Origin of the sequence: Bacillus sp. 491mf (assembly GCF_900112415.1) — a bacterium.
Classification (GTDB): Bacteria; Bacillota; Bacilli; order Bacillales; family Bacillaceae_G; genus Bacillus_A.
In genome coordinates this window covers 1-25,177 of record NZ_FOLV01000028.1, presented here as the reverse complement: position 1 = coordinate 25,177, position 25,177 = coordinate 1, and the positions used below count along the sequence as shown (strand labels likewise).

Annotated in this window: 25 protein-coding genes; 16 read left to right on the top strand and 9 right to left on the bottom strand. The window is 37.8% G+C overall.

The annotated features are described in order from the left end of the window. The first annotated feature begins 1 nt into the window (after position 1). The 13 genes from BM211_RS19195 (at position 2) to BM211_RS19140 (ending at position 13,451) form a co-directional block, all read left to right on the top strand. Positions 2-805 carry an ABC transporter permease gene (locus tag BM211_RS19195; RefSeq protein WP_035430585.1) on the top strand — a complete coding sequence of 268 codons (804 nt, stop codon included), beginning with the start codon at positions 2-4 and terminating at the stop codon, positions 803-805. Between the two features lie 14 nt (positions 806-819). Next, positions 820-2,469 (top strand): teichoic acids export ABC transporter ATP-binding subunit TagH, encoded by a 1,650-nt coding sequence (gene tagH, locus BM211_RS19190; RefSeq protein ID WP_035430584.1) that lies wholly within the window; start codon positions 820-822, stop codon positions 2,467-2,469. Positions 2,470-2,909: 440 nt separating this feature from the next. Next, entirely contained in the window at positions 2,910-3,581 is a 672-nt protein-coding gene (locus BM211_RS19185) for a response regulator transcription factor (protein ID WP_035430583.1), read from the top strand. Between the two features lie 10 nt (positions 3,582-3,591). Continuing rightward, positions 3,592-5,019: a sensor histidine kinase gene (locus BM211_RS19180; RefSeq protein ID WP_035430582.1), complete on the top strand. Its 1,428-nt coding sequence runs from the start codon at positions 3,592-3,594 to the stop codon at positions 5,017-5,019. A 66-nt stretch (positions 5,020-5,085) separates the two neighbouring features. Next, complete coding sequence (locus BM211_RS19175; protein WP_035430581.1) at positions 5,086-5,868, top strand: DUF3919 family protein; 783 nt, start codon at positions 5,086-5,088, stop codon at positions 5,866-5,868. Beyond that, on the top strand, positions 5,865-6,899 hold the full coding sequence (locus BM211_RS19170; protein WP_035430580.1) for an ABC transporter substrate-binding protein: 1,035 nt from the start codon (positions 5,865-5,867) through the stop codon (positions 6,897-6,899). Before BM211_RS19175 ends, BM211_RS19170 begins: the two co-directional genes overlap by 4 nt. A gap of 19 nt (positions 6,900-6,918) precedes the next feature. Further along, positions 6,919-8,259 (top strand): MFS transporter, encoded by a 1,341-nt coding sequence (locus BM211_RS19165; protein WP_035430579.1) that lies wholly within the window; start codon positions 6,919-6,921, stop codon positions 8,257-8,259. Positions 8,260-8,339: 80 nt separating this feature from the next. Then, a complete protein-coding gene (locus tag BM211_RS26560; protein ID WP_156107898.1) occupies positions 8,340-8,480 on the top strand; it encodes a hypothetical protein in 141 nt (46 codons plus the stop codon). 276 nt (positions 8,481-8,756) lie between these two features. Continuing rightward, positions 8,757-9,944 (top strand): efflux RND transporter periplasmic adaptor subunit, encoded by a 1,188-nt coding sequence (locus BM211_RS19160; protein ID WP_035430578.1) that lies wholly within the window; start codon positions 8,757-8,759, stop codon positions 9,942-9,944. Then, positions 9,941-10,621: an ABC transporter ATP-binding protein gene (locus BM211_RS19155; RefSeq protein ID WP_035430577.1), complete on the top strand. Its 681-nt coding sequence runs from the start codon at positions 9,941-9,943 to the stop codon at positions 10,619-10,621. The genes BM211_RS19160 and BM211_RS19155 overlap by 4 nt, the downstream gene beginning before the upstream one ends. Beyond that, entirely contained in the window at positions 10,618-11,817 is a 1,200-nt protein-coding gene (locus BM211_RS19150) for an ABC transporter permease (protein ID WP_035430576.1), read from the top strand. Before BM211_RS19155 ends, BM211_RS19150 begins: the two co-directional genes overlap by 4 nt. Before the next feature lie 246 nt (positions 11,818-12,063). Continuing rightward, positions 12,064-12,729: a YknW family membrane protein gene (locus tag BM211_RS19145; RefSeq protein WP_090999004.1), complete on the top strand. Its 666-nt coding sequence runs from the start codon at positions 12,064-12,066 to the stop codon at positions 12,727-12,729. Between the two features lie 242 nt (positions 12,730-12,971). Then, positions 12,972-13,451 (top strand): sigma-70 family RNA polymerase sigma factor, encoded by a 480-nt coding sequence (locus BM211_RS19140; protein ID WP_090999002.1) that lies wholly within the window; start codon positions 12,972-12,974, stop codon positions 13,449-13,451. Between the two features lie 48 nt (positions 13,452-13,499). Here the strand turns inward: BM211_RS19140 and BM211_RS19135 are convergent, their stop codons facing one another. Continuing rightward, positions 13,500-14,003, bottom strand: coding sequence for a competence protein ComK (locus BM211_RS19135; RefSeq protein WP_035430573.1), 504 nt, complete (start codon positions 14,001-14,003; stop codon positions 13,500-13,502). 229 nt (positions 14,004-14,232) lie between these two features. Here BM211_RS19135 and BM211_RS19130 point away from each other — a divergent pair, with 229 nt between their 5' ends. Continuing rightward, positions 14,233-14,622, top strand: coding sequence for a DUF4359 domain-containing protein (locus BM211_RS19130; protein WP_035430572.1), 390 nt, complete (start codon positions 14,233-14,235; stop codon positions 14,620-14,622). Positions 14,623-14,651: 29 nt separating this feature from the next. Here the strand turns inward: BM211_RS19130 and BM211_RS19125 are convergent, their stop codons facing one another. Together BM211_RS19125 and BM211_RS19120 are read right to left on the bottom strand one after the other, a co-directional pair. Further along, complete coding sequence (locus BM211_RS19125; protein ID WP_035430571.1) at positions 14,652-14,867, bottom strand: DUF2922 domain-containing protein; 216 nt, start codon at positions 14,865-14,867, stop codon at positions 14,652-14,654. Positions 14,868-14,886: 19 nt separating this feature from the next. Then, positions 14,887-15,111: a DUF1659 domain-containing protein gene (locus BM211_RS19120; RefSeq protein WP_035430570.1), complete on the bottom strand. Its 225-nt coding sequence runs from the start codon at positions 15,109-15,111 to the stop codon at positions 14,887-14,889. 111 nt (positions 15,112-15,222) lie between these two features. Here BM211_RS19120 and BM211_RS19115 point away from each other — a divergent pair, with 111 nt between their 5' ends. Continuing rightward, a complete protein-coding gene (locus BM211_RS19115) occupies positions 15,223-15,708 on the top strand; it encodes a VanZ family protein (RefSeq protein ID WP_035430569.1) in 486 nt (161 codons plus the stop codon). An 80-nt stretch (positions 15,709-15,788) separates the two neighbouring features. On the opposite strand, the gene BM211_RS19110 is transcribed toward BM211_RS19115, so the two are convergent. The 4 genes from BM211_RS19110 to BM211_RS19095 form a co-directional block, all read right to left on the bottom strand. Then, a complete protein-coding gene (locus tag BM211_RS19110) occupies positions 15,789-18,545 on the bottom strand; it encodes a DEAD/DEAH box helicase (protein WP_035430568.1) in 2,757 nt (918 codons plus the stop codon). Next, positions 18,529-20,148, bottom strand: a complete 1,620-nt coding sequence (locus BM211_RS19105; RefSeq protein WP_090999000.1) for an SWIM zinc finger family protein — start codon at positions 20,146-20,148, stop codon at positions 18,529-18,531. Before BM211_RS19105 ends, BM211_RS19110 begins: the two co-directional genes overlap by 17 nt. A 169-nt stretch (positions 20,149-20,317) precedes the next feature. Beyond that, positions 20,318-20,632 carry a DUF3910 family protein gene (locus BM211_RS19100; protein WP_035430566.1) on the bottom strand — a complete coding sequence of 105 codons (315 nt, stop codon included), beginning with the start codon at positions 20,630-20,632 and terminating at the stop codon, positions 20,318-20,320. 89 nt (positions 20,633-20,721) lie between these two features. Further along, complete coding sequence (locus BM211_RS19095; protein WP_035430565.1) at positions 20,722-21,579, bottom strand: 3D domain-containing protein; 858 nt, start codon at positions 21,577-21,579, stop codon at positions 20,722-20,724. Positions 21,580-22,340: 761 nt separating this feature from the next. Between BM211_RS19095 and BM211_RS27245 the strand changes: the two genes are divergently transcribed. Beyond that, entirely contained in the window at positions 22,341-22,475 is a 135-nt protein-coding gene (locus BM211_RS27245; RefSeq protein ID WP_090998998.1) for a hypothetical protein, read from the top strand. A 327-nt stretch (positions 22,476-22,802) separates the two neighbouring features. On the opposite strand, the gene BM211_RS19085 is transcribed toward BM211_RS27245, so the two are convergent. Both BM211_RS19085 and BM211_RS19080 read right to left on the bottom strand, forming a co-directional pair. Then, on the bottom strand, positions 22,803-24,011 hold the full coding sequence (locus BM211_RS19085; protein WP_035430564.1) for a NupC/NupG family nucleoside CNT transporter: 1,209 nt from the start codon (positions 24,009-24,011) through the stop codon (positions 22,803-22,805). Between the two features lie 386 nt (positions 24,012-24,397). Further along, on the bottom strand, positions 24,398-25,177 hold a 780-nt coding region (locus tag BM211_RS19080; RefSeq protein ID WP_177206965.1), incomplete at its 5' end, for a C40 family peptidase.

The following is a 25,177-nucleotide window of genomic DNA, read 5'->3' as shown; positions in this document are numbered from 1 at the left end:
GATGAAATCAATGATTATGGTTTTAAAAGAACAGATTAATAGCTTGTATTTAATTCAGCGGTTATCTGTTTATGAAGTGAAAAGTGCGAACAATAACAATTATTTAGGAATTGTTTGGGAAGTGTTAAATCCTTTAATTCAAATGAGTATTTATTGGTTCGTATTTGGGCTTGGAATTCGAGGCGGACATGGGGTAGATGGGGTCCCGTTTATTTATTGGCTATCTGCAGGGCTTGTTGTATGGTTTTTTATAAACCCAACAATACTACAAGCCTCTAAATCTATTTATACAAGATTGAATATGATTTCAAAGATGAATTTTCCAATGAGTGTGATTCCGAGCTATGTTATTATGTCTAATTTTTATCAACATGTAATACTCGTTGGTATTGTGACCATTCTATTTATCGTAACTGGTCAAGGAATTTCCATTCATTATATTCAACTCATTTATTATATGTTTGCGACAATTTTATTTATATTTTCGCTGTCCTTAATTACATCAACGTTAGCTACCATTGTAAGAGATGTACAAATGATTGTGCAATCTGTTATGCGAATGTTGTTATATTTAACACCTATTTTGTGGACTCCTGAAAGATTACCAGCTGGTCTTCAAAAAATTATGCAATTAAATCCATTGTGTTATATTGTAGAAGGTTATAGAAAGGCCTTTTTAGGTACGGGTTGGTTTTTTGAGGATATAAAGTATGGAATGTACTTTTGGGGACTTGTTTTCTTGATGTTGCTAATTGGTACGACATTACATGTAAAGTTTAGAAAACACTTTGCAGATTATCTATGATGAGGGTTGTAAAAATGAATTGTTCAGTGAAGTTTCGTAACGTAACAAAAAAGTATAAGATGCATAGTAAAAACTCTGATAAGTTGAAGGATATTTTATATCCTGGAGGGTTCGGTGAGGATTTTTATGCATTAAGAAACTTAGAATTTGAGGCTCATAAAGGTGATGTGATTGGAATTATTGGAGTAAATGGATCGGGTAAATCAACGATGTCTAACCTAATCGCCGGAATTACTCCACCAACAGCTGGAAGTGTTGATATAAAAGGAAAAGTAGCACTCATTGCTATTGCGGCGGGTCTTAACAATCAATTATCAGGTAGAGAAAATATTGAGCTTAAATGTTTAATGATGGGGCTAAGTAAAGCAAAAATTGAAAAATTGAAACCTGAAATTATCGATTTTGCGGATATTGGCAAGTTTATTGATATGCCAGTAAAGAAATATTCTAGCGGGATGAAGTCAAGGTTAGGATTTGCCATTTCGGTGAGTATTAATCCGGATGTGCTCGTAATTGATGAAGCTTTATCAGTTGGGGATCAAACATTTGCTGATAAATGTTTAAAACGTATGAATGAATTTAAAGAACAAGGTAAAACGATATTTTTTGTTAGCCATTCTTTAGGACAAGTCAAATCATTTTGCACAAAGGCTTTGTGGCTTGAATATGGTGAAGTTAAAGATTATGGTCCTATTCAAGAAGTGATGCCAAAGTATGAAAGCTTTTTAAAAGAATATAAGGCAATGAGTAAGGAAGAACAGCAAAAGTTTAAAAAGGAAGCAACAGAGAAACAGGCGGGAAAAGATTTCGTACAAACTAAAGAAGCTTCTATTCCTTTTAATTCTTTATCCATAGCAAATAGAAGAAAGAAGAAAAAGAAGAAAATATCTAAATATGTCGCTGGTTTTATTAGTTTAGCGCTATGTATAGCTATTGGCGGAACTGTATATTGGAAAAAAAATAACGTATTTCATTCTTTACAGGCGAAAGAGAAACATGAAGAAAAACCTATTGAAAAAAAAGGTGTTCCAAAGCCAAAAAATCCATTAGCTGATCTAGATGTTCGATATGTGAATACTACAAAAGCTCGTGTAAGAAGTACGCCAATATTAGAGGGTGAAGTAGCTACCACTATGACATTTGGGACATCGTTTATAGTGAAGGATCAGAAAAAAGACGACCAATCTGGAGTAAATTGGTTAAAGATACGATATGGTAATGGACAAGAAGGTTGGATTAGCGAAGCGGTAGTGAGTGCAATTCCCTTTAGCAATGCTTTACCGTATGAAGGTGTTGTTAACAAACTCAAAAAATTAGATGGAACTTCTCAAAATTTAGAGCAATATCTTGCTTTGTTAGGTAAAAGTAAAGAGGATGTAACTAGTATAATAGGGGCTTCTCAAAGTGAAGAGAAATTGCCAGAAGGAATAATGACTCATTATAAAAATGTCGATATTATATGTACGGATCAACTAATTGTTAAACAAGTGAATATTAAGAATACAAATATATTACAATCGGCATTAATAGAACAATTAGGCGAAGCGCAATTAAAAAGCACAGACAATTTAATGTTAGTGTATCGATCAAACAAATATGATTTTAAATTTTCTTCTGACGGTTCCGTAATTAACCAAATAGCAATTTTGGATATGTTAAAATAAAGCCTAATGGATCAAGTTTTATCTATTTAAATTAGAATTCATATGCAATGAAAAAGACTATGCCTGAAAAAGGTAAACAGAAAGGTTATTCCTACTAAAGGAGATAGCCCATGGTCTTTGGGCGCAATATGTGACGAATTATTTTGTTACAAAATAATAATAGCTTAGCAGAATGATTAGTGAATGTAATAGAGGGAATTGTCGTCAATATATAGTCGATAATTCCCTCTATTTTCATTTTTGATCTTTGTTATACTATTTCTGATGTTTGTTATACTATATAAATCACAAATAAGTTGTTACTATAATACAAAATGATGCTCGCTTTGTTTTCAATTTGGCATGTGGGATGCTATGCAAGAATGGATGCTCTCGCCCTCCTTAAAAAGAAAAGGAGGTTTTTATGTCGTTTTTTATATAGCTTCGGAAGGGGGAACTCCATGAAAATACTCGTAGTCGATGATGAATCGAGCATTTGTAATTTAATTCGGATGCAGTTAGAGATGGAAGGATATGAAGTACTGACAGCTGCGAATGGCAATGAAGCGCTGCAAAGATGGGAAGAGAAGCCCGATGTATTGATTTTAGATGTGATGCTTCCTGATATAGATGGTTATGAACTTCTTCGGTTGTTCCGGGAGAAGGACCATGATATTCCGGTGTTAATGTTAACGGCGAAGAGTCAGATGAATGATAAGTTGCTTGGTTTGCAGCTCGGTGCTGATGATTATGTGACGAAGCCTTTTCATTATGCGGAGTTGATTCTACGTGTGAAAAATATGGCACGGCGTGTGCAGAAGAAGGAAACAATTTATCATCATGATGTGATTCAAGCCAGCGAGTTTGTGATTTGCCCAAAGGAACGAAAGCTACATGTGAGTGGACAAGAAATTCATTTGACGTATCGTGAGTTTAATTTGTGTCAGTTGTTTGTGATGAATCCTCAGCGCGTGTTTATGAGAGATGAGTTGTTAGAGAAAGTATGGGGTTTTGAATATATCGGCAATACGAGAGCGGTTGATATTATGGTGCAGCGTCTGCGAAAGAAGCTTGGGAGCAGCGGAGAGAGTATTAAAACGATTTATGGCGTTGGCTATAAGTTAGATTGTTAAAGGTGATTGGATGTCATTAAAACGAAATATGGTGCTTGGTATAGTAGGATTATTGATTCCCATTTTGTTTCTTCTTTATATGGTGATTTACATTTCACTTGAAAAGAATATGTATCGGAATGCGGCAAGTTCGCTCGAGAAGTTAAGTGTGGAAGCCCAAATATATACGATGAATTATTTGGAGAAGGAGGCGGAAGTGGAGACGCTTGGGCCTAATTCGTTATTGATTGCTTCTTATTTAGCAAAGCGGATGGATATCCGTGTTCAGATGATCGGGAAAAACGGAGAAGTTGTGGCGGATACGCAAAAAGGGGCGCTTCTTTATCGGAATGTCGATATTAGGCATTCGCTGCAAGGGAAGAAGGCTTATGTTGTTGAAGATGGTGATCCAGCGCCGTTACTACTGTTTTCGAGTCCGGTTTATTATGGGAATGAAGTGATTGGAGCAATCCGCTTTGTAGATGAGCTGCGTGATGAAAAGGAAGTATTGTTGAATGTGAGCTGGACATTTGTCGTGACATCGATTTGTTTAGTGGCAGGCGGCATTTTCTTTGCGATTCGTTTGGCAAATTCGCTTCATAAACCAATTGATCAATTAAGGCAAATGGCAAAGCGCCTTGCTAATGGTGATTATAAAAGCAAAATTGAGTTAACAGAGTATGTGGAAATTGCCCAGTTGTCGGCTTCTTTTAATGCAATGGCCGATGCAATTGAGTTACACATGACGCAATTACGAGAAGAGAAAGAGAAGCAGAAGGATTTCTTGGACCGAATTACGCATGAGTTGAAAACACCGCTTACTGCCATTATTGGTTATGTTGACTTGATTCCAAAACTGCAGAATGAGCGCGATGTGAAGGACAGTCTTCATTATATTTCGATAGAGAGTCAGCGTTTATTATCGTTAGTGGAGGAGTTATTGCAATCTTCGAAGTATGGAACGAGTACGTTTGAAGTTTCACCGACGATTGTGGATATAAAGCAAATTGCGGATGAAGCCATTTCGATTGTAAAGCCGCGCCTGCAGCAATATGAGGTAGATGTTAGCAATGAATTATATGCTACGTACGTCATTGCTGATTTTGATAAGACGAAGCAGATTTTCTTAAATATATTTGATAATACGATTAAATATAGTGATGCTTCTCAGATGAGGTTAAGTGCGGTTGTAAATGGACATGAAGTAAAAATATTGATTTATGATGATGGAATTGGAATGGATGATGAGGTACTTGCAGAATGGAATCGTTCTACTAAGGAGAAGGTGCTATCTTCTAGTTATGGGAATGGCTTCGGTTTGTTGATCTGTAAGGAGATTATGAATAAGCAAGGTGGAAGCATGCGAATTGAAAGTAATGATATGGGAACGATGATATACATGACATTTCTGTTGCCAAGGTATATGGAAGATATAAAAAATTTGAAAGCGATTAAATGATACATTTATGAAACATTTATGCGGTATTTTCGAAACAACGTTTTTTTATCTTGGAGGTAGGCAGAAATGAAAAGGCTATCATTTCAAGTTCTCTTGTTTGTCTGTTGTATGATTTGTTTTATTTTTTTGTTTTATTTTATTGAAGAGCAGTTGTACAACCGCGTTACTATTGTAAATGACAAGCAAGCTGTTTTAAAAGGAGCAAATGAATCTGTTCCTATTGAAGTAAGAGTAAAGCACGAGAAGTGGGGAGAAGTAGTTGTCACAGACGAGGTTCGTCTGCATGCGATTATCTCATTTTTTGATCGGATTCGAACCGAAAAGAATCATGCAGATATTTTAGAGAAAGTTTTTACTGGAGAAATAACGTACTTGAACGGACATAAGCGTACGTTTGCAGTAGGTGATTTGTTTCAGTATGAGGCAGATGTGTACGGAAAGAATGGTACAGATCCTATGATTTCTGCGTTTCAAACGTATTTGTTAAGTTTATATTATACGCCTGAGAGAATTAGTGATTTCTTTGCGAGTGCAAAGGAAGTGGTTGTGCGGCAAGGTGATGATGTGCGTGCTGCTGATTTGGACCTAATACTGGCGCGAATCCGGCAAGCGAAACAAATTACGGATTATGCCGAAATTCAAAATTTGCTGTATGCGCAGAAAGATCCAATCGCTTATATAACCGCTTATCAAAATGGAAAACAGGTAAAGAATAGGCGCGAGGATATTCTTACGATTTCTGTATATGGAAATTACTTTGTTGTTCAATATCTCGGCGATAATAATGGAAATGTTATGTATATGAAAGGCTCCCTAGCGTCGTTATTTGTAAAGGAGAATCATTCATGAAAAAGATAGCCTTTTTCTTCTTTTTGCTAGTAATAGGAGGAGCGATGTCTAGTTGCTCTCGAGATACAACCACTATTAAATATGATGAAGGCGGTCTTCCGATTTTAAAAGATCGTCATCTCGTTGCTTATGTTGCAGCGCGTGAAGAGGTAGGCGAGGCATTGTTATCGTCTTTTTGCAGGGCGCGCGGATGTACGTATGAATTTATTCGTCTTTCTACAGAGGAAATGTTAAGAAGAGTAGAAGCGGAAGCTGATAACCCAAAAGCAGATGTTATTATTGGGGGCACATTAGATGCTCATCAGATGATGAAGCGAAAGGACATTTCGATTCCTGTAACAAGTCAGCATGCTAATAACATTTCAAAAGCCGTAAAAGATAAAGATGGCTATTGGTATGGTTATGAAGTAGAGCAGCTGGCGATTGCTATTAATAAGGAGCGATGGAAACAGGAAATAGAACCGCTTGGACTTTCGTATCCCACGGAATGGAAAGATTTATTACATCCTGCTTATGCTGGAAAGATTGTCATACCTGATCCGAATGTATCAGGAACAGCGTATACGTTGTTTCAATCATTAATAGATACGTTTGGAGAAGAAGAAGCAAACAAATTTGCGGTGGGGCTTGCCAAACAAGTTGCAAAGGTAACGGTTAATGGTTATATGCCTGCGGAATATGTTGCGAGTGGCGAATCGATTATCGGCATTAATTTCATCGGAGACCAGCGTATGCTGCAAAAGCAAGGCTTTCCAATTGTAAGTAAGGTACCGAAGCAAACAGGTTTATCTGTTAATGCGATTTCTAAAATACAACATGCACCGAGTGGTATTATAGCGGATTTATTTATTGATTATTGTTTATCAGAAGAAGCGGGGCATATTTTAGAAAAAGTTTCGTTTGGCGTACCAACGATGCTTGCAAAGCGTCAGCAAGAAGTGCAAGGTCAGCCAGTTGGAAGAACGAATCAATCAGTATCAGATAGTGGAATCATCGAGTTATGGAATAGACAACGTCTCTCTCAAAAGTGAAAAAAGGAGAAGAGATAATATGTTTAATTGGCTTAAACCTGCACCAGCAATCGAGCGTTTGCCAGCGAATATGATCGACAAATTATACAAACTACTACGTCTTCGTGTATTACTTGGAATCTCGGTCGGGTATGCAGCGTATTATTTAGTTCGTAGTAACTTTACGTTATCTAGTACGTACTTAATGAAAGAATATGGTTTTACTACAACGGATATTGGTTTACTAGGTTCCGTTGTGGCGATTGTATATGGACTAAGTAAGTTCTTTATGGGGAATTTATCAGATAAAGCGTATGCTCAGCGCTTTATAGCGGTTGGGTTATTTTTATCTGCAATTATAAATATTTGTTTTGGTTTTGCATCTTCATTTGGCATGATTTTAACATTATTAGTATTAAATAATGTTTTCCAAGGTATGGGGGCTCCGCCTTGTAGTACTGTAATGGCAAAGTGGTTCTCGAAGAAAGAACGCGGTACGAAAACAGGACTTTGGAATATTTCACATAATATCGGCGCGATGCTTGTACCACCGGTTGTTGGAATTGGTGTTGGTATTTTCGGTGAAAGTCATTGGCAAGCTGGCGTGTTCATCTTCCCGGCGATTATTGCAATGGTCATTTCAATTCTTATGTGGATCAATGCGAAGGATACACCAGAATCTGTCGGTCTTCCACCAATTGATGAATATCGTAATGACTATGAAGATCTTGAGAAGGCAGACAATGCGGGCAAAATGTCACCAAGAGAAATTTTAATGAAATATGTAGTGAAAAATAAATTTGTTTGGTATTTATGTATTGCGAACGCATTTGTATATTTAATTCGTTTCGGTGTAATTAACTGGGTACCAATTTATTTAACAACAGTTAAAGGATTTACAAAAGCAGAAGCACATGCAGCGTTCTCAATCTTTGAAGTTATGGCAATTCCAAGTTCATTAATCGTTGGTTTGTTAAGTGATAAGTTATTCAAAGGGAAACGTATGTCACTATGTGTGTTTAGTATGGTTGGTGTTGTTATTGGAACGTTCGTATACTGGCAAGCATCTAACATACTTGTTGTAAGTGCGGCAGTTTCGATTATTGGTTGCTTAATCTACGTACCACAATTTTTAATTGGTTTAAGTGCAATGGAATTAGTACCAAAATTCGCAATTGGTACAACAGTAGGTATGTGCGGCTTGTTCGGTTATTTAGGCGGAAGCCTAGTTGCCAACGCAGCGATTGGTGTTATCGTTGATCGCTCTGGTTGGGATGGTTGTTTCATTCTATTAATAGCAGGTGGTATTTTATCTACTGTATTCTTATTCATCGTTCAATTTGGTCATGAGAGAAAAGCGTCTAAGAAGCAAACTGCTTAATCATTTTGAAGAGGAGAATCTATCAATTGATAGATTCTCTTTTTTTAATCAAACGTTTGTTTAAAGGTTGAGATGTTGATATGCAAATGTTTACGACTGAAGTGGAAAGAACTTATCGTTGTACGGCAATTGTTGTAACAGGTGAGAATATATATGAAATTAGACTGGGGGTACCGAAAGATTTACCTACTTCAAATAATTCCACAGATGTAGATTTATAAGAGGATTTTTAAAAGTGGCGCCTGAGAGATTTTAAACTCAATACAGTCAACAATTAACGGTTATTTTGAGCTGTTAATCAAACGTTTGTTTAAGGAAAATATGCATATTTGCATATTAGAAAATATTGAATTTTAAAACATGCCATTGTTTGATACAATTTGTAATATACAGACTATGTAATATAAATGTAATAAATGTCGAATGTTTGTTGAGATATTTTGGAAAAGTTTGTATAATTTAATTATATTAACAATTTAAATAAAAGGAGAGAGAAAATGTTACCAAATACGGTTCGTACTCCGAATAAAAAGAAAAAGTGGATCATCATTGGAGTTATTGCACTTATTATTATCGTTGCTGCTGTTAATATTTTTATTATGCAGGGTAAGAAAAAAGGGACTACAGCAGATGTAAAGTTTACAGAAGTAACAGAGCGTCAGCTTAATAATACAAAACTCATTTCTGGCCAAGTAAAACCAGGGAATATTGAGAGTTTCTATACGGATGCAACTAAAGGAAAAGTAAAAGATATTGCTGTAAAAGAAGGGCAAGAAGTGAAGAAAGGGGACAAGCTGTTCTCTTATGATAATGAAGAAACTAATTTGCAAGTGAAGCAAGCAGAAATAGAACAAAAAGTGGCTTCTATGCGCTTTGATCAAGGAAAGAAAAAAATAGATTCATTGAAACAAGATATTAAGAAAGCGAAGGATAGCGGGGCGACGAAAGAGGCAATCGAGCCGTTAGAATCGCAATTAAATGAATTAGAATTGCAACAAAAAACATCTGATCTTGAAAAAGAAAAAGTGAATCTTCATATAGAAGAATTAAAGAAAAAACAAGGTGAACTTACGGTTTATAGTAATTTTGCCGGTGTTGTACAAAAGCTTGATAAAGATGCTTCGCAAGGTTCTACGTCAGCATTGGGTGGACAAGGGAAATCATTTTTGCAAATCGCTTCTAAGGATGCATTCCAAATTCAAGGTACATTAACTGAACTACAAAAATCACAAATCCAAAAAGATCAAACAATTACAGTGACGGCAAAGGCAGCGCCAAAGAAGAAGTGGACTGGAAAAATTACTGAGGTAAGCGAATATCCGACAAGTGCAGAAGTAACTACACAAGCTTCAGCAGGCGGAGAAGCAAACCAAAATATGTCTTATTATACATATAAAGCATCATTAGATTCCCAAGATGGATTATCACCAGGTTATCATGTGTCTATTCAAGTAAACTTAGAAAATAAGAAAATGGTTGCTGTTCCTAGTAAAAGTATTGTAACAGAAAAAGAAGAATCATTTGTGTATGTAGAGGATAAAGGAAAGCTTCGCAAACAAATTGTGAAAAAAGGTTCAAGTGATGGAGATTGGGCTGAAGTAGTTGAAGGCGTAACAGTAGGACAAAAGGTGGTTGAAAATCCTTCCGATAAAGTGTTTAACGGAATGGAAGTGAAGAAAAAATGATTACCTTAAACAATATTCATAAAACATATTATCAAGGAAGTTTAGCTGTACCAATTTTACATGGTATTAGTTTAAGAATTGATAGCGGTGAATTTGTTTCGATTATGGGACCATCTGGATCGGGGAAATCAACGCTTATGAATATTATCGGTTGTCTCGATCGTCCAACAGAAGGCGAATATACGCTGAATGATGTGAATGTTTTAACAGCAGATGAGTCAAAATTGGCGCTTATTCGAAATGAATATATCGGTTTTGTGTTCCAGCACTTTAACTTGCTGCCCCGTCTTTCGGCGGTGGAGAATGTAGAGCTCCCGCTTATTTACGGTGGTATAAAGAAAGCGGAGCGCCGCGAGCGGGCATTAGAGGCATTAGGGAAGGTTGGATTGGCAGATCGCGTCCATCACTTGCCAAATGAATTATCAGGTGGACAAAAGCAGCGTGTGGCAATTGCACGTGCGATTGCGAATGATCCAACATTCATTATGGCCGATGAACCAACCGGTGCGCTTGATACAAAATCGGGTGAACAAGTTATGAATATTTTCACCCAGCTAAACAAAGAAGGTACAACGATTGTAATGGTTACGCATGAAGAGGAAGTAGCAGCGTATTCATCTCGCCGCATTGTGCTCAGAGATGGGAAAATTACAGAAGATAGAAGGTGTGCTGTATGAGTTTACTAGATAGTATTAAAATTGCTCTTTCTTCTATTCTAGCTCATAAGCTGCGCTCCGTACTGACAATGCTTGGGATTATTATCGGTGTTGGTTCCATTATTACTGTCGTTGCAATTGGACAAGGCGGGGAAGCGATGCTGAAGTCTCAATTTGCCGGTATCGGTAATAATGTAATTCCACTTCAGTTTCAAACGGATATCGATGATCCGTATGCAGCGGGAATGGGAGAACGTCCTGAATTAAAAGAAGAAGATATTCTCGCGTTGAAACAATTGCCAGAGATTAGCCATGTTGTTACGACGAATTCGGGTATGGAACCAATCGATATTAATGATAAAAAAAGCATGATTAATATTATTGGACTTGATAGCGAATATTTTGCGGTAAATAAAATAAAATTGACTGAAGGCCGTTCTTTACATGAATCAGATGTTGAGCAGGGCAATAACGTTGTAATGATTAGTACGAAAGCGAAGGAGACGTTTTATCCGAAAGAAAATCCTGTTGGGAAAATTATCGAGATAAAAGGTCAGCCATTGCAAATTATCGGAGTGTATAAATCAGATAATAGCTTTATGGGCATGGGACCGTCGGAAATATTAATTCCGATTTCGCTTTGGGCAACACTATATGGAAAAGATGAAATTCAAAGTATTTCAGTGCAAGTAAAAAATGTTGATCAAATGGAATCCGCTGGGAAAAAGGCTGTTGGCGTTTTAAACGACCGCAAACCAAATGATATTCCAGGGAAATATGAAGTTCTCGATATTGAGAAGATGAAAGAAAGTATTTCAAAAGTAACGAGTATTATGACGATGATTATCGGCGGTATTGCGGGTATTTCCCTTGTCGTTGGAGGTATCGGCGTTATGAATATTATGCTCGTATCTGTTACAGAACGTACGCGCGAAATTGGTGTTCGGAAAGCGCTCGGTGCAACGCGCGGGAAAATCTTGCTGCAATTCTTAATCGAAGCTGTGATGTTAACACTTCTTGGCGGTTTAATTGGAATTGGCCTTGGATACGGAGGCGCTTATATCGTTTCTACCTTTGCGAAATGGCCACCGCTTGTTTCATGGGAAGTTGTCGTTGGCGGCGTCTTATTCTCGATGACGCTCGGCATTATTTTCGGATTAATTCCAGCAAACAAAGCAGCGAAATTAGATCCAATCGAAGCGCTGCGTTATGAATAATATATAGATCTATTTTGATTCTTCAACATCCAAGTTGTTGTTATGTAAAACAAAAGTGATACGGCTCGCTTAACATTGCCTGTGGCAGCAATGGGCCTTGACCACTTCAAGCATGGCCATTTTATGTTGATTTTCAATTTGTATTTATATATCACACCCAGTTCTTGTGGGTGGTGAATCCCTGTTTGAAAAAGTGGGGATTCACCACCCGTTAGAACGGGTATAAAATAAAGGGGGGCTTTACATATGGAAGTGAACGTAAACACGCAGAAGGTAAGTGGAGAGAAGCCATCATTATTTGGAATGATTACTTCTCCTAGTTTGCAGTTTGAGAGAATGAGAACTAATGCACCGGTGTGGGGCGCGTTTTTCTTATTAGTTCTTTTAGGTGGACTTGGATTCATGGCGATTGGCTATGCATCGTTAAACAACCCTATAATGGTAGAAGCGCTTAAAGAGGATCCTACTGGAACTGCTAAGTACTTTATAATGGGTGGGGCATTTGTTACTGGTCTATTTATGACGGCAATTATGTTTTTTATTGGAGCTGCATTGTATAAAGTTATTATGATGTTTATGGGAAATGATACATCTTATAAGAAATTATTATCTATTACAGTATATTCAGGTATCATTAGCTGCATCGGTTTATTAGTGAATGCTGTATTAGCAATTGTACTAGGCACCGATGGAACTGTACGCTATACAAGCTTAGGACCTTTATTTGAAAAAGGGACAACTGCATTTGGGATTGGAAACTCAATTGAAATCTTTGCAATTTGGGGTTTATTTGTAACATGGTTAGGACTGCACATTACAGCTGGCTTAAGCAAGAAACAAGCAACGATTCTTGTTGTGATTTTCTTTCTTATTTCTCTTGCTTTTAGTGCTTTCAGAGGTTTTGGTGCTTAAGTAAAATGATGAGAAGGTTGTCGGGAATTTCCCGACAACCTTTTTTTATGTTGCATAACGTTTCGATAAAATTGCTATGGAATCTCACATAAGACTAGCAGAACTTCAAATGTTGCATAGGTAAATTTGAAATTTTGCTAGTCTATCATGAAATGCAGTGCGGTGAAGGGGCTGCTGTTTTTTTATAAGGTAAAGGTACCGCGGAATAACAAAGAGGTATACCTTTTAGAAATGGGTCAAATGTGAAGCCAGTTACCTTTACGGAAACAGTAGCGCTGTATGAGAAGATGATTAAAAATCAAATGAAGAAGCTTTGTATTTACCGTGATTATGAAGAGTATTATCAATGCGGGCTCATTGCACTTTGGCGAGCGTATGAGAAATATGATGAGGAGAAGGGAAGTTTTCCGGCATATGCGCTTGTGACGGTGCGGGGGTATTTGCTAGAGCAGTTAAAGAAGGAGTGTCGTGTTCAAGACCAGGAGGTTTGTACGGAGTGGCATATGTTAGAAAATATCGGCGGTGAGGAGAAGCAAGAAGAGGCATTTGAGTATATGAGTATGCTAGAAGAGAAGGAAAGCTTTGTCTTATTTGAGCATTTCTACGGTGGGAAGAAAATACATGAGATTGCAACTGAGCTCGGGATGACGTATCATCAAACGCGCTGGATATATAGACAAGCGCTGAAGAAAATGCGGCTGCATGCAGTGGGAAAAGAATAGAAAAAGGGAGCAGATAGCCTCCCTTTTCTATATGTATGCAGAGTTCACTCAAAGAGGAGGAAAAGAATGATCTACTGGTAGTTTCATTTTATCTAGAAGATTGAGTTTAGCTAAAATGTGACCAGCTTTTATCCATTGATTCTCCATTTGATTGGGACTAATAGGGAAGATTTGATTTTTACCATTACGAAAATAGATGTTTGTGTGGCGAGAATCGTGACGTTCCAGTCTTTCGATGTAAGCATAAAATATCCAGGAGCATGGCCAAGATGAAGGTGATTTTGTAGGAATGGCGCACATGAAGTGTTGATGATCAATAGGGATTGGGACGTTTTGTTTAAAGTGGCAACATTCTTGAATGGCTAATCGTTTTCCTTCATAAGTCGAGTAGTTTCGCATAATGCAACTTTCACGAATGAGTTGCAGCGGTGTTTTCACTGAAAAGATGATTCTTTGCGTTTCCCAAATTTTTGTTTGATAAACAGGATGAGCGTACGCCTCAAGTGCCATCGTTTGCGCGGAAATTTCATACCAATCAACTAAGTCAGTCAATGGAAAAGCCTCCTCATATTGTAATGAATTACACTTCCTATTATAAGAATAAAATATAAAAACAATTTAAAGAATTTGTAAATTAATGTTAAAAAATGTATTTATTTACTGTTTTTTCTCGATATATGCGGAAGGGATTCCTTGTTAGAAATTTGTAGCTATTTAGGTTGTCTAATTTGCAATAGGATTCCATATATATGAAAATAGAAAGGATAGGCGGTGAGGAAATATGAAAAAGAAATATGTGTTTCTCGCTTTGGTTCTAGTACTCTTCGTATATTTAGCAAATAGCAACCCGAGTAAAGGGGAATATACAGACTGGGCAGCAAAGCAGTTTATGAAAAGGAATGATATTCATAAGAAATTGACGGAAGTTGAGCAAGAAGATAAAGAAGGGCTTCTTGGTGAATTAGCTACCATTGGAAAGAAATTAGCGAAGAGTTATGTAGAGCCGCAAGTTGGTTTATTAATCGATCATTATACAAAGCGGAATGACTATATTTTTTTCTCGACATATACAACGGAGTTTCAGCTAGGGAAAGAAAATTATAAATATGTTTCAGTCGGTATTTCAAATATCTTTATACCAGTTGAAATGCCAAAAAAGAAAGAGAAGTAACCGCATTGGTACTCCTCTTTCTTTTTTGTTTATATGTTAATTTTTACTTCAGAAATACTCTTTTCGACAATACGTGCGCCTTTTTTGCGAGCATGCTGCCCAAGCGTTAGGAAAATGCCAGCGGATAGAATGGTATCCATGACGCTATTTACGGTTTGTTCGTTTACTGGTGTAACAGGATTTTCGATTGAAAAAGTAGTTGTTTTACCGTCTTCTTTTAAGAAAACAAGTTCTAGTACTTCCATTTGTTATTCCCTCCTTTTATTATTGGTTAGATACGTCAGTTGTGCTAACAAGCTGAACAGAATCAAGTTTTTGCTGTTGCAGTGAAGCAATTGCAGATGCAACTTCGTGTACTTTGTTTAAGTCTGCATCAGGTTTGACGTTTTTAAATTGTTTGTTTTTCATAATCGCTTTACCATTTTTGTCTGTACCACCATTTAGGACAAGACGTAAGCTCATATCAGATACAATCGTTTGAATCGCCATGCCTTTCACCTCCCTTTCGTCATATATATAGGTGGTAACGTTACATTTTTGGCGTGAATTTTTTCCTTTTTTTTGTTACGCTTAAGAGAAATAAAGTAAGGAGTTTCAAACATGAAGCATAAGTGGTTATTTTGGATTCCCGTTTTAGCATGGATGGGGATCATTTTTTATTCATCTTCTCAGCCATATCAGGATCAAGATATACGTCCAGATATCACAAAATATGTGAATGTGGAATTTGTGAAAGAGCATTTTTCATGGGTATCCATTGATTATGGAGGGGGTACTCCTGTTAGCATTGTGAACAAAGGGGTCGATGGTTTTCTCGAATTTTTTATTCGTAAAGGAGCTCATTTTATTGTGTTCGGTATTCTGGGGGCATTGTCATATTTCGCATTATTGAAGTGTGGCTTGAAGCGAAAACAAGTTTTTTGGCTGGCCGTGTTTCTTGTTGCTGTGTATGCGGGCATGGATGAGATTCATCAATCCTTCACAGGTGACCGTACACCAATGTGGCAAGATTCCGTATTAGATACATGTGGTGGTTTCACGGGTATTCTAATAAGCTGTTTTATTTGGAGAAGAAAAAGGAGCTGAAATATTAATATTTCAGCTCCTTTTTATATGGTGGCGTTTTTTGGATATAACGGTGCTTGGACACCGTGCGACACGATTGTCTATACTCCTAATAGTTCTTTCAGTTCGTTTGTGGATAGTTCTGTAATCCAGTTTTCACTAGTGATAATCGCATTATTGAGCGATTGTTTTCGCTCGAGCATTTCATCAATTTTTTCTTCAAGTGTTCCTGTTGTAATGAGTTTATGCACATGGACAAATCGTTTTTGACCGATGCGATAAGCGCGGTCTGTCGCTTGGTTTTCAACGGCAGGGTTCCACCAGCGATCGTAATGAATCACATGGTTGGCTGCGGTTAAGTTTAGTCCTGTTCCGCCCGCTTTTAAAGAGAGCAGGAAGATGCCATGTTGTCCGCTTTGGAACTGTTCGATCATTTTATCGCGCTCTTTCTTCGGTACACTTCCGTTCAAGAAGATGACGCGCTCTCCAAAATGTTCTTCAAGCAATGTTTTCAGCATATTTCCCATTCGAATATACTGCGTGAAAATGAGGCAGCTTTCATGCTGATCCCGTATGTTTTCAACGAGTTCTAATAATGTTTCTATTTTCATAGAACGATTGGCTAAGTTTGTTGGCGCATCTTCTTTTAAATAGAGAGCAGGATGGTTACAAATTTGTTTTAGTTTATTTAACATGAGCAAAATAAAACCGCGGCGCTCAATGCCTGTTAATCCTTCCACATTCTTTAACGTATCTTGAACGAGTTGTTCATAAAGCGATGCTTGTTCCGCCGTTAACGGACAATATGCTTTTTGCTCTTGTTTATCTGGTAAGTTCAAGGCAACTGATTTATCTTGTTTCGTGCGGCGCAGTAAGAACGGTGCGATTAAGCGCTGCACTTGCTGAATCTTTGTTTCATCGCGGTCCTTTTCAATCGGCGTTACGAAACGGCGCTGAAACTGCGGTAAACTACCAAGATAGCCATGGTTCAGAAAGTCAAAGATCGACCATAATTCTGATAAACGGTTTTCCATCGGTGTTCCTGTTAAAGCGATTTTATGATTTGCTTGCAACTTTCGAACAGCACGCGATTGTTTCGTATGCGGATTCTTTATATTTTGCGCCTCGTCGAGAATAATTGCATCCCAGCGCTGTGAGCCGAGCTCTTCTTCATCAAGCTGTGTGAGTGCATAGGATGTCAAAATTACATCGGCATCTTGCATAAAAGTGGACAAATCTTCTCCCTTGGCCCGGTTGCCGCCGTAATGGAGTTTCACTTGTAAGCTCGGTGCAAAGCGCTCGAACTCTTTTTGCCAGTTACCGAGAACAGATGTAGGCGCCACAATAAGTGCGGGTCCTGTTTTTAGGTTGTGTTCTTTTATATAGAGTAAGTAAGTAATTGTCTGGATGCTTTTTCCAAGTCCCATATCATCGGCTAATAACGCACCAAATCCAAGCTCTCGTAAATAGAGGAGCCACTCAACTCCTTGCTGTTGGTATGGTCTTAATGTTGCTTGCAAGGAAGCTGGTATTTGTATAGATGGAATCTCTCCAATGTGCAGCAATCTGTCGAATAACTTATCATAATAATCATCGAGTTCGATTTCCATATCTGCAAATGGACTTTCTTCTTCAACTACTTCTGTTTCTGCTCCGCGAAGTAATCGCTGCTGCACAACGTCTTTCATTTCAAGGCCGTATTTGTCTGCTTTCTTCATCAGTTTCTTCACTTCTTCGATAAAGGCAGGGTCAAGCCTCATCCATTGTCCGTTTATATGAATGAGACGTCTGTTTTGTTCGATGAGCGCGAGAAATTCGGCCTCTGATAAATTGATGCCGTTTGTAGAAATACGCCAGTTAAAATCTACGAGCGTATTCATGCCAAAGAATGCTTGCCCTGCCTTTGCATTATGTTTCACTTGGATGCGCAGCTTTGGTTTATTGGCTTTTAAATTTTGCCACCATGATGGTAGTAAAATATCAATACCAGCTGCTAGCAATTCATTGCTGGCTTCTGTTAAAAAGCGCCATGCTTCCGTTTCGTGTAATTCACTTCGAAATAGATCGTCTTCCATTAACCAAGGTACGAGTTTGCCGAAACCATCTTGCGTTTCCGTAATACGTTCTTCATATTTCAACCATCGTTTCGGCAATGATTCAGAATCGGTATATACGTATATTCGTTGAGTGCCGCGCTTTGGTGTTAATATGGTTTCAAGCTGCCACGTTTCAAAATCATTCTCCGGTTCTTGAAGACGAAGTCCAACTGTAAATGGTAGATCGTCTTCGATATAGCCAATTTTACGTAGCCAATCGTCTTCATGAATGGCTGTTTCAAGCTGTCTTATCGTAAAGTCATAATGCTCATATAAGCGCTGTGCATCTTCCCATGCTGTGCCAGAACGAGTCTGATGGCGAAGCGTTTCATTAATTGCATCTGAAAACAGGGCTTGCACCGTTTCATCTACTATTTCTTCATGAGCGGTTTTCCAGGAAGGATATTGATGCCATTGCTTTATATCTGGAATGAAGTCTCCTACCCTGTAAGCCTCCCACATTTTTTCGGCCATTGGCGCGAGTTCGCTAATGGCTGCACTTGTTTGTAAGTTCGTAAATGAATTTACCGGTTTTTTCGCGATATATTCAAATGCTTGAGTAGCGTTTAAAATGATACCGCTCCGCTGTTCATATGTTCCTTCTTGCAAAAGTGTTCCATAGAAAGAAGAGGAGTGCCATGTGAACGCATGTTGTTTCCAACTGCTTACAGGCAAACTGTTCCCTGTTTCATCCTCTGCCCAAAGAAACCAGTTTTGGTTCATTCGTTCGAGCCGAATGATAATGTCAATTAATGTTGTCATGGATCAACTTCCCTTTCCGCAGTTCTTCTTGTAAAGCTCGCAGTCGTGAGTGAGAGGAAGCAATAATCATAATGAAAGACTCCCATTCATCTACCCGTTTGAGCTTTTTATATAGTGTTCTTAGTTTTTTTAAGTAGCGAACAGCTCTGCGGTACGATTTGCGATTCTTTTCTTCAATCGCTTGCATTGCAGCATAATGATAGAGCGGAAGAGCAGCTTCCGGCGCTTCTTTTTCAACTTCTTTTAATACTTCTTTTAACAATTCAATGGATTCAAATCCATATAGTAAATGGAGTTCTGTCCATGTGTGATATTGTCTTTTAGCGAGTACATATTGCTCATAGCTGGTGAAGCTATATGGTAATAATTCTTGAAGAATCATCTCATAGCCAGCTTGTTCATTCGTATGCGTTGCATATGTTTCATACATCATCATAAATAAACGGACAACATCTTTCACAAAGTAAGGATCGTGCTCGGTCGTTATCGTTTCTTTCACTCGCTTGTAAGTGAAGGACAGCCATCCTTTTGCCCGCTCCCACTGCATGGAACTTAATAAATCTTCAAGCCAATCAAAGTAAAGGCCAACAACTTGTGGTGGCTGTGCTCTTAGTACATCCATTGCCTCTTTATCTTTTCGCTGTAGAAAGAGAAGATGAGCGGATGCAAGTGCTTTTGATAATGGATGTATTTTTGTTTCAATCCGTTTTTGTTCTTCCAGTATCCAATCCGGTTCTACGAACAGCTCTCCCCATAGGTGGCGATAAATAAAAAATCGCTCCTGTGTATAAGAAGGGGCAGAGAAGAATATTGTATGCAGCATTTCAGCGATGTGGTGCAGAAATGGCTGGAGTGCATCTTGAAATGGTTCAGCTTTCAAATCTTGTACAATACTCTCTATTTTATTCACAAAGAGTTGTACAATATTGATTTGTTGATGATAAGAATAGATTTTATCTGCTTCAAATGTTTCAATCTCTTTCAGTAGCTTCTGAAAAGTAAAGAGTGCTGCACTCAGTTTAAATAATTCGTGAACTGCAACAATCCGCGGTGCTTTTCGTTCCAGTTTCATATAGAACTCCGTGAAAATGTTCATCAGAAAATACATTTGTTTGTATGAAAGACGTGCGTGTTCTTTAACAAATGTATCGTACTCAGATTCAAAGTACGGAAGCCAGCTTTCATAATTTGTATCCGTAAAATCGTTCATTTGCAGCATTTGCCGCGCTGTGCGAATAGGCGGGAGCACCGGCCTCGTTTTTTTCTTAAATAAAGTTAGAATGTCTCCCACTTGCCCAAAGCTTGAAGCTGCATATAGTAATACGGCGAACATATGCTCACATTGCGTTGGTGAAAAACAATCACAATAACTTTCGGACACATTTCGAATCGGAATATTTACACTATAAATATCCCCGTCATGTTCGACTGTTCCTGATAATGTATATCCATCGAAATCAACGTTATACACGAGGCCACTACGATAGAGCTGAAGTGCATTTGATACTTGTTCTTTGTCAGCCGCTTGCTGTGGGTCGAGTCCTTTCAAAAACTCATTGGCAATTTCCATAATTTCATCTTTCGTAATTGAATGTTGCAGCATAATGTTCCTCCGCGCAAAAGATTTCCTTCTTTTCTATTATAAGGTGAAACTTCCCTCAGTGGGTGTTTTGTTCATTTCCCACGGTGGGGAGTAGTTAAATGAACTAGGCTCTTATGGGCAGTTATCTCCTAATTTTTTCTCTTTCATTCAACGAAAAAGACTATCTCTTTTAAGAAGAGGTAGTCTTTTGTTGCAATATGCTTTGTACATAAGGATCTTGTAAAATCATTTCGATTAAAGGAATCGTTTTATTTTTGAAGTGGTAGCCAGTATCGATTGGAAATGGCTTTTGGTTACCAGGCTTGACGCCATATTGTATGATTTTGTATTCTACGTCTTCGCCGCGCTGTAAAATGATGAGTCTATAGCGGTTATCATCATGTTCTAATGAAAAATCAATGGCAGTTGCATCGTATGTAACGGCATCTTTATATATATATGGAGTTGGTGTACCAATCCAGTCAACGTTTGCGTTTATATTCATATGAATTCCTCCTTTTTTCTATTATAAATAAAATAAGAGCCAGCTCTCAACTGATGAGAGCTGGCTCGCCTTTTTAGCAACAATAGTAATTAGTTTAAAATTTTCACTTTTACAGTTTTACGTCCCCATTTGTTTGCAGCGCTGTCAGAGCCTACTAGGACGTCGATACGATTTCCTTTAATTGCACCGCCAGTATCACCAGCAACTGCTTCGCCGTATCCTTCTACCCAAATTTTTGATCCAAGTGGAATTACTTTCGGATCAACAGCAACCATTTTCATATTTGGATTTGCTGTTAGGTCATGACCCATTGCAGTTAATACACGACCGCCATGTGTGCCGCCATTTTCGCTTGGGTTAGCTGTGTAAGCAGTTGCAACAACTGTTAATTCACGGCCATTAGCTGGAGCAGCTTTTGTTTCTGTAGCAGCCTGCGTTTTTTGGGCTTGAGCTGGTTGAGCCGACCCGGCTTTTGCTGGAGCAGGTGCTTGTTCTTGTGCTGTTACGACAGGTGCATTACCTGTTAAGTAAGGAACATTTACATAAGCTGTTTTTCCGTTATATTCAAATTGTAACCATTCGTTTTGAACTTGATGTGTTGTTTCGATCACATCATCTTTCTTTAATGTACCCAAAATTTCTGAGTTTGTGTTTGCATCAGCACGTACGTTTAATACGTTTGCTGTTACATAATAGATGTTTTTCGTAAATTCTGCGCTTACGAATCCTTCTTTACCATTTAGGTTCACTTTTAGCCAACCGTTTTCTGTATTTTTAACATCTAATTTATTACCATTTAGTACTTTTCCTACAACTTTTGATTCAATAGTTGGGTTTTCTCGTACGTTTAGTACGTCTGTTGTAACAACTGTTTCTGCCTGTGCAGAAGAAGTGAAAATCCCAAGACCAAAAACTGCTGCTGTTGCTATACCAAGTAACTTTTTCATGAATAGCCTCCAATGCTTTTGTTTTCGTGTCCTCATTATAGCAACAGATTTTTTGAGAAAATGGGAAATCACACAATTACAAACCATTCGTAACAGTTCATTAATAATTTGTAATATGAAAAGAAGTATAAAGAAAACGCTCTTTTCCTATGTTTTAAGGGATTCTATTACATCTTTACGGATTAGAAAAGAGAAATAAGATATTGCAAAGCGGTTAATCGTGTTTCGCTCATATTACAAAGTTATTATGGGAGTGTTGCATAAATAAAGGATTTTATTAATTTATAAGTAATATAGTTATGAAAATATAACGTATTTGTGTTGTTTTTCACAATTTATAGCCCGATTTTAAGAAAAATCATCATTTAATTGTTACAAAAAAGGAGGCTGTCATAGAACAAATTGGGCTTGTTTCAATCCTGTAATAGTATGTGAGAGGGGGGGGAATTAATAATATTTCTATATATAAGTTAAAAAAACGATTTAAAAACCTCTTTCTTTTTGGAGGAGGACGAGAGTATTGGGTTGTGCATAGCATCGATGTTACAAAATGAAATAATAACTGTCTTTTATGATTGCAATTGAGAAGGCAGATTGAACGAGTTAGAGGCATCATTAGCCATGGGATATTTAATTTTGCATGATATTGACAAAAAATTGTCGAAAATGTGTTGTTACTTCTTTTTAAATGTGCTATATTATTTCGTGTAAGCGATTCCAATTTAGGTTTCATGGCAATCAAGGGGAGGACATCAAGAATAATGAAACGTTACGAACGAAAGTGGAAACATATTTGTTTAAAGCGTACTACACATCGAGCGGTACATGAAAACGCAGAGCAGAAAATGGAGAAAGCTATAGAAGGACAAGAAAAGCAACTTGTCTCACAAAAGTAGTATCCACTTTTTTCGTAAGTATGATAAGAAAGTATTACGTTCATTGGGGGATGGGCGTGAAGTAACTTTCAACTAAGGGGTATTAGTTCGATATATAAGTTTTACGGCTAAAATAAGCGCAGGGCATACGGCAGCTCTGCGCTTATTTTTTTTCTTATTGAGTAATAATATAAAACCCTTTTCTTTTTAAGGGGACGAGAGCATCTGGCCGTGCATAGCAGCGATTTAGATGTTGAAAAAATGAAATGGATATATATAAGAAAGAAGTGAAAATAAAAAATCCATCTTAAGTGAAAAATGCAACTTAAGATGGATTTTGTTTATTAGTTAAAACATCATGCCTGCTACAGCAGCGTTTAAGAAGTTTGCAAGTGTACCTGCGATTACCGCTTTAATTCCTAGCTGTGCAATTTGTTGACGGCGTGAAGGTGCAAGTGTACCTGTCACACCTAATTGAATAGCAATAGATGAGAAGTTTGCGAATCCGCAAATTGCAAACGCTAAAATAATGTTTGTTTTATCAGAAAGCTCTGCCATATGCTTAGCTAAGTTTCCGTATGCAACGAATTCATTTACTGCAAGTTTTTGTCCGATGTAACCAGCAGCTTGAATCGCTTCATGAGGCGGAACCCCGATTAGTATAGCAAATGGAGAAAGGATGTAACCGAAAATTAGATCAAGGCTTAGTTTAATATCAAACCAAGAACCGATCCATCCTAGTAGACCGTTTAATACAGCGATTAACGCGATAAATGCCATAAGCATTGCTGCAACGTTAATAACAAGTTGCATCCCTTCAGATGCACCGCGCGCTGCTGCGTCAATAACGTTTGCATCTGTACGCTCTGTAGAAAGTTGTACATCATTATTTACTTCTTCTGTTTCAGGCATCATTAGTTTTGCAATTAATAAGCTTGAAGGTGCAGCCATAATAGCAGCTGCAAGTAAATGCTCTAGCGGAATTCCCATTGCCGCATAACCAACAAGAACAGATCCGGCAACAGATGTCATACCGCTAACCATAATAGTGAAGAATTCACTATTTGTTACGCGATCTAAGTAAGGTTTAATTAAAATTGGTGCTTCCGATTGTCCTAGGAAAACAGTTGTAACAGCATTTAAGCTTTCTGTCTTTGAAGTTCCAAGAAGTTTGCTTAACCCGCCGCCAATAATCGTAATAAACCATTGCATAATACCAAAATAATATAATACGGCTACGAGTGCACTAATAAATACAATTGGAAGTAATGCTTGAATAACAAAGACGAAGCCCCAAGGCCCTTTTGCGTTAGCTAAACCACCAACAACGAATTGAATTCCTTCATACGAGAAATTAATAAGAGTTTGTACGCCGTCAGCAGCATGCTTTAAAGCCGCTTTTCCTGCGCCCCATCTTAAAACGATGAAGGAGAAAGTAATTTGAAGTGCAAGCGCAATTGAAATTGTGCGCCAATTAATAGCTTTGCGATTGGAAGAAAGTAAAATTGCGATTACCAAAACTCCAAGCACGCCGCCAATTCCCCATAAAACATTCATGCTTGTAAATCTCCTCTCTGAATTGTCGGAACATTACAAATAGCAGAACTGCTCCGTTTCCTTGAAAATATTATCTTATGTAACTTATCACACCAGACATCAGAGGTCAAACGTCTACGAATAAGTCAGAATAGGAAAACAATACTGGAGTAAACATATTATATAAAGCAGTTTTATAAGTGCAGCCATGCGGAACAAAATGTATGTGGAAGGAATAAAATCTAAGCTACTATGCATGGCCAGATGCTCTCATCCATCTAAAAAAGGGGAGTATGTAGATCTTTCAATATCTAAGCCGCTCTCGCCTTCCCCTAAAAGAAAAGGTCTATTAAAATCTTTTATACAAAAAAGCCTTCTAGTAATCTAGAAGGCTCTTAAACTATTAATTAATAAGGCTTAGAATATCCTAAGAAATGGCTGCTCCAATAAGAGTTACTTAATGATGCTACTTTAACTCCATTGTCCCCAGCTTGAATAAATCTGCCGCCACCAAGGTAAATACCCATATGGGATGGACCAGATTTATATGTGTCTTTGAAGAAAATCAAGTCGCCTGGTTGCGGGTTAGATGTATGTTGGAAGCTGCTCCAATATCCAGCTACGCTTTGACGGCTGATTGAATAACCAAACTTTTTATATACATGATAAATGTAACCACTGCAGTCAACGCCGTTTGCAGAAGTGCCACCCCATACATATGGAACACCTTCCATTGATTGTGCGTATGAAAGTAGTGATGAAGTATCATGAGAGTTATTGTTATTATTGTTGTTATTGTTTTCAGCTGGCTTATTGTTTTGTCCACCACTTACAGGTGTTTTAGATAAGAAGCGAGTTCCTACATAGCCAGTGCGGCCGTTGTAGTTAATTTTGCTCCAGCCGTATTCGTCTGCAAGTACTTGTACTTTTTGTCCTTGTGGCAGTGCACCGATTACACCGTAGTTTGTTCCAGCACCACTACGTACATTTAGTGCGCTTGCATTCACGTAATAGTCTCCACTTCCTTGATTTGAAGTGTTGCTATTATTGTTGTTGTTTTCAGCTGGTTTTTGAGTTGAAGTATTACCTTGCCCACCACTTACAGGTGTTTTAGATAAGTAACGAGTTCCTATATAGCCAGTGCGGCCGTTATAGCTAATTTTGCTCCAACCATATTCGTCTGCAAG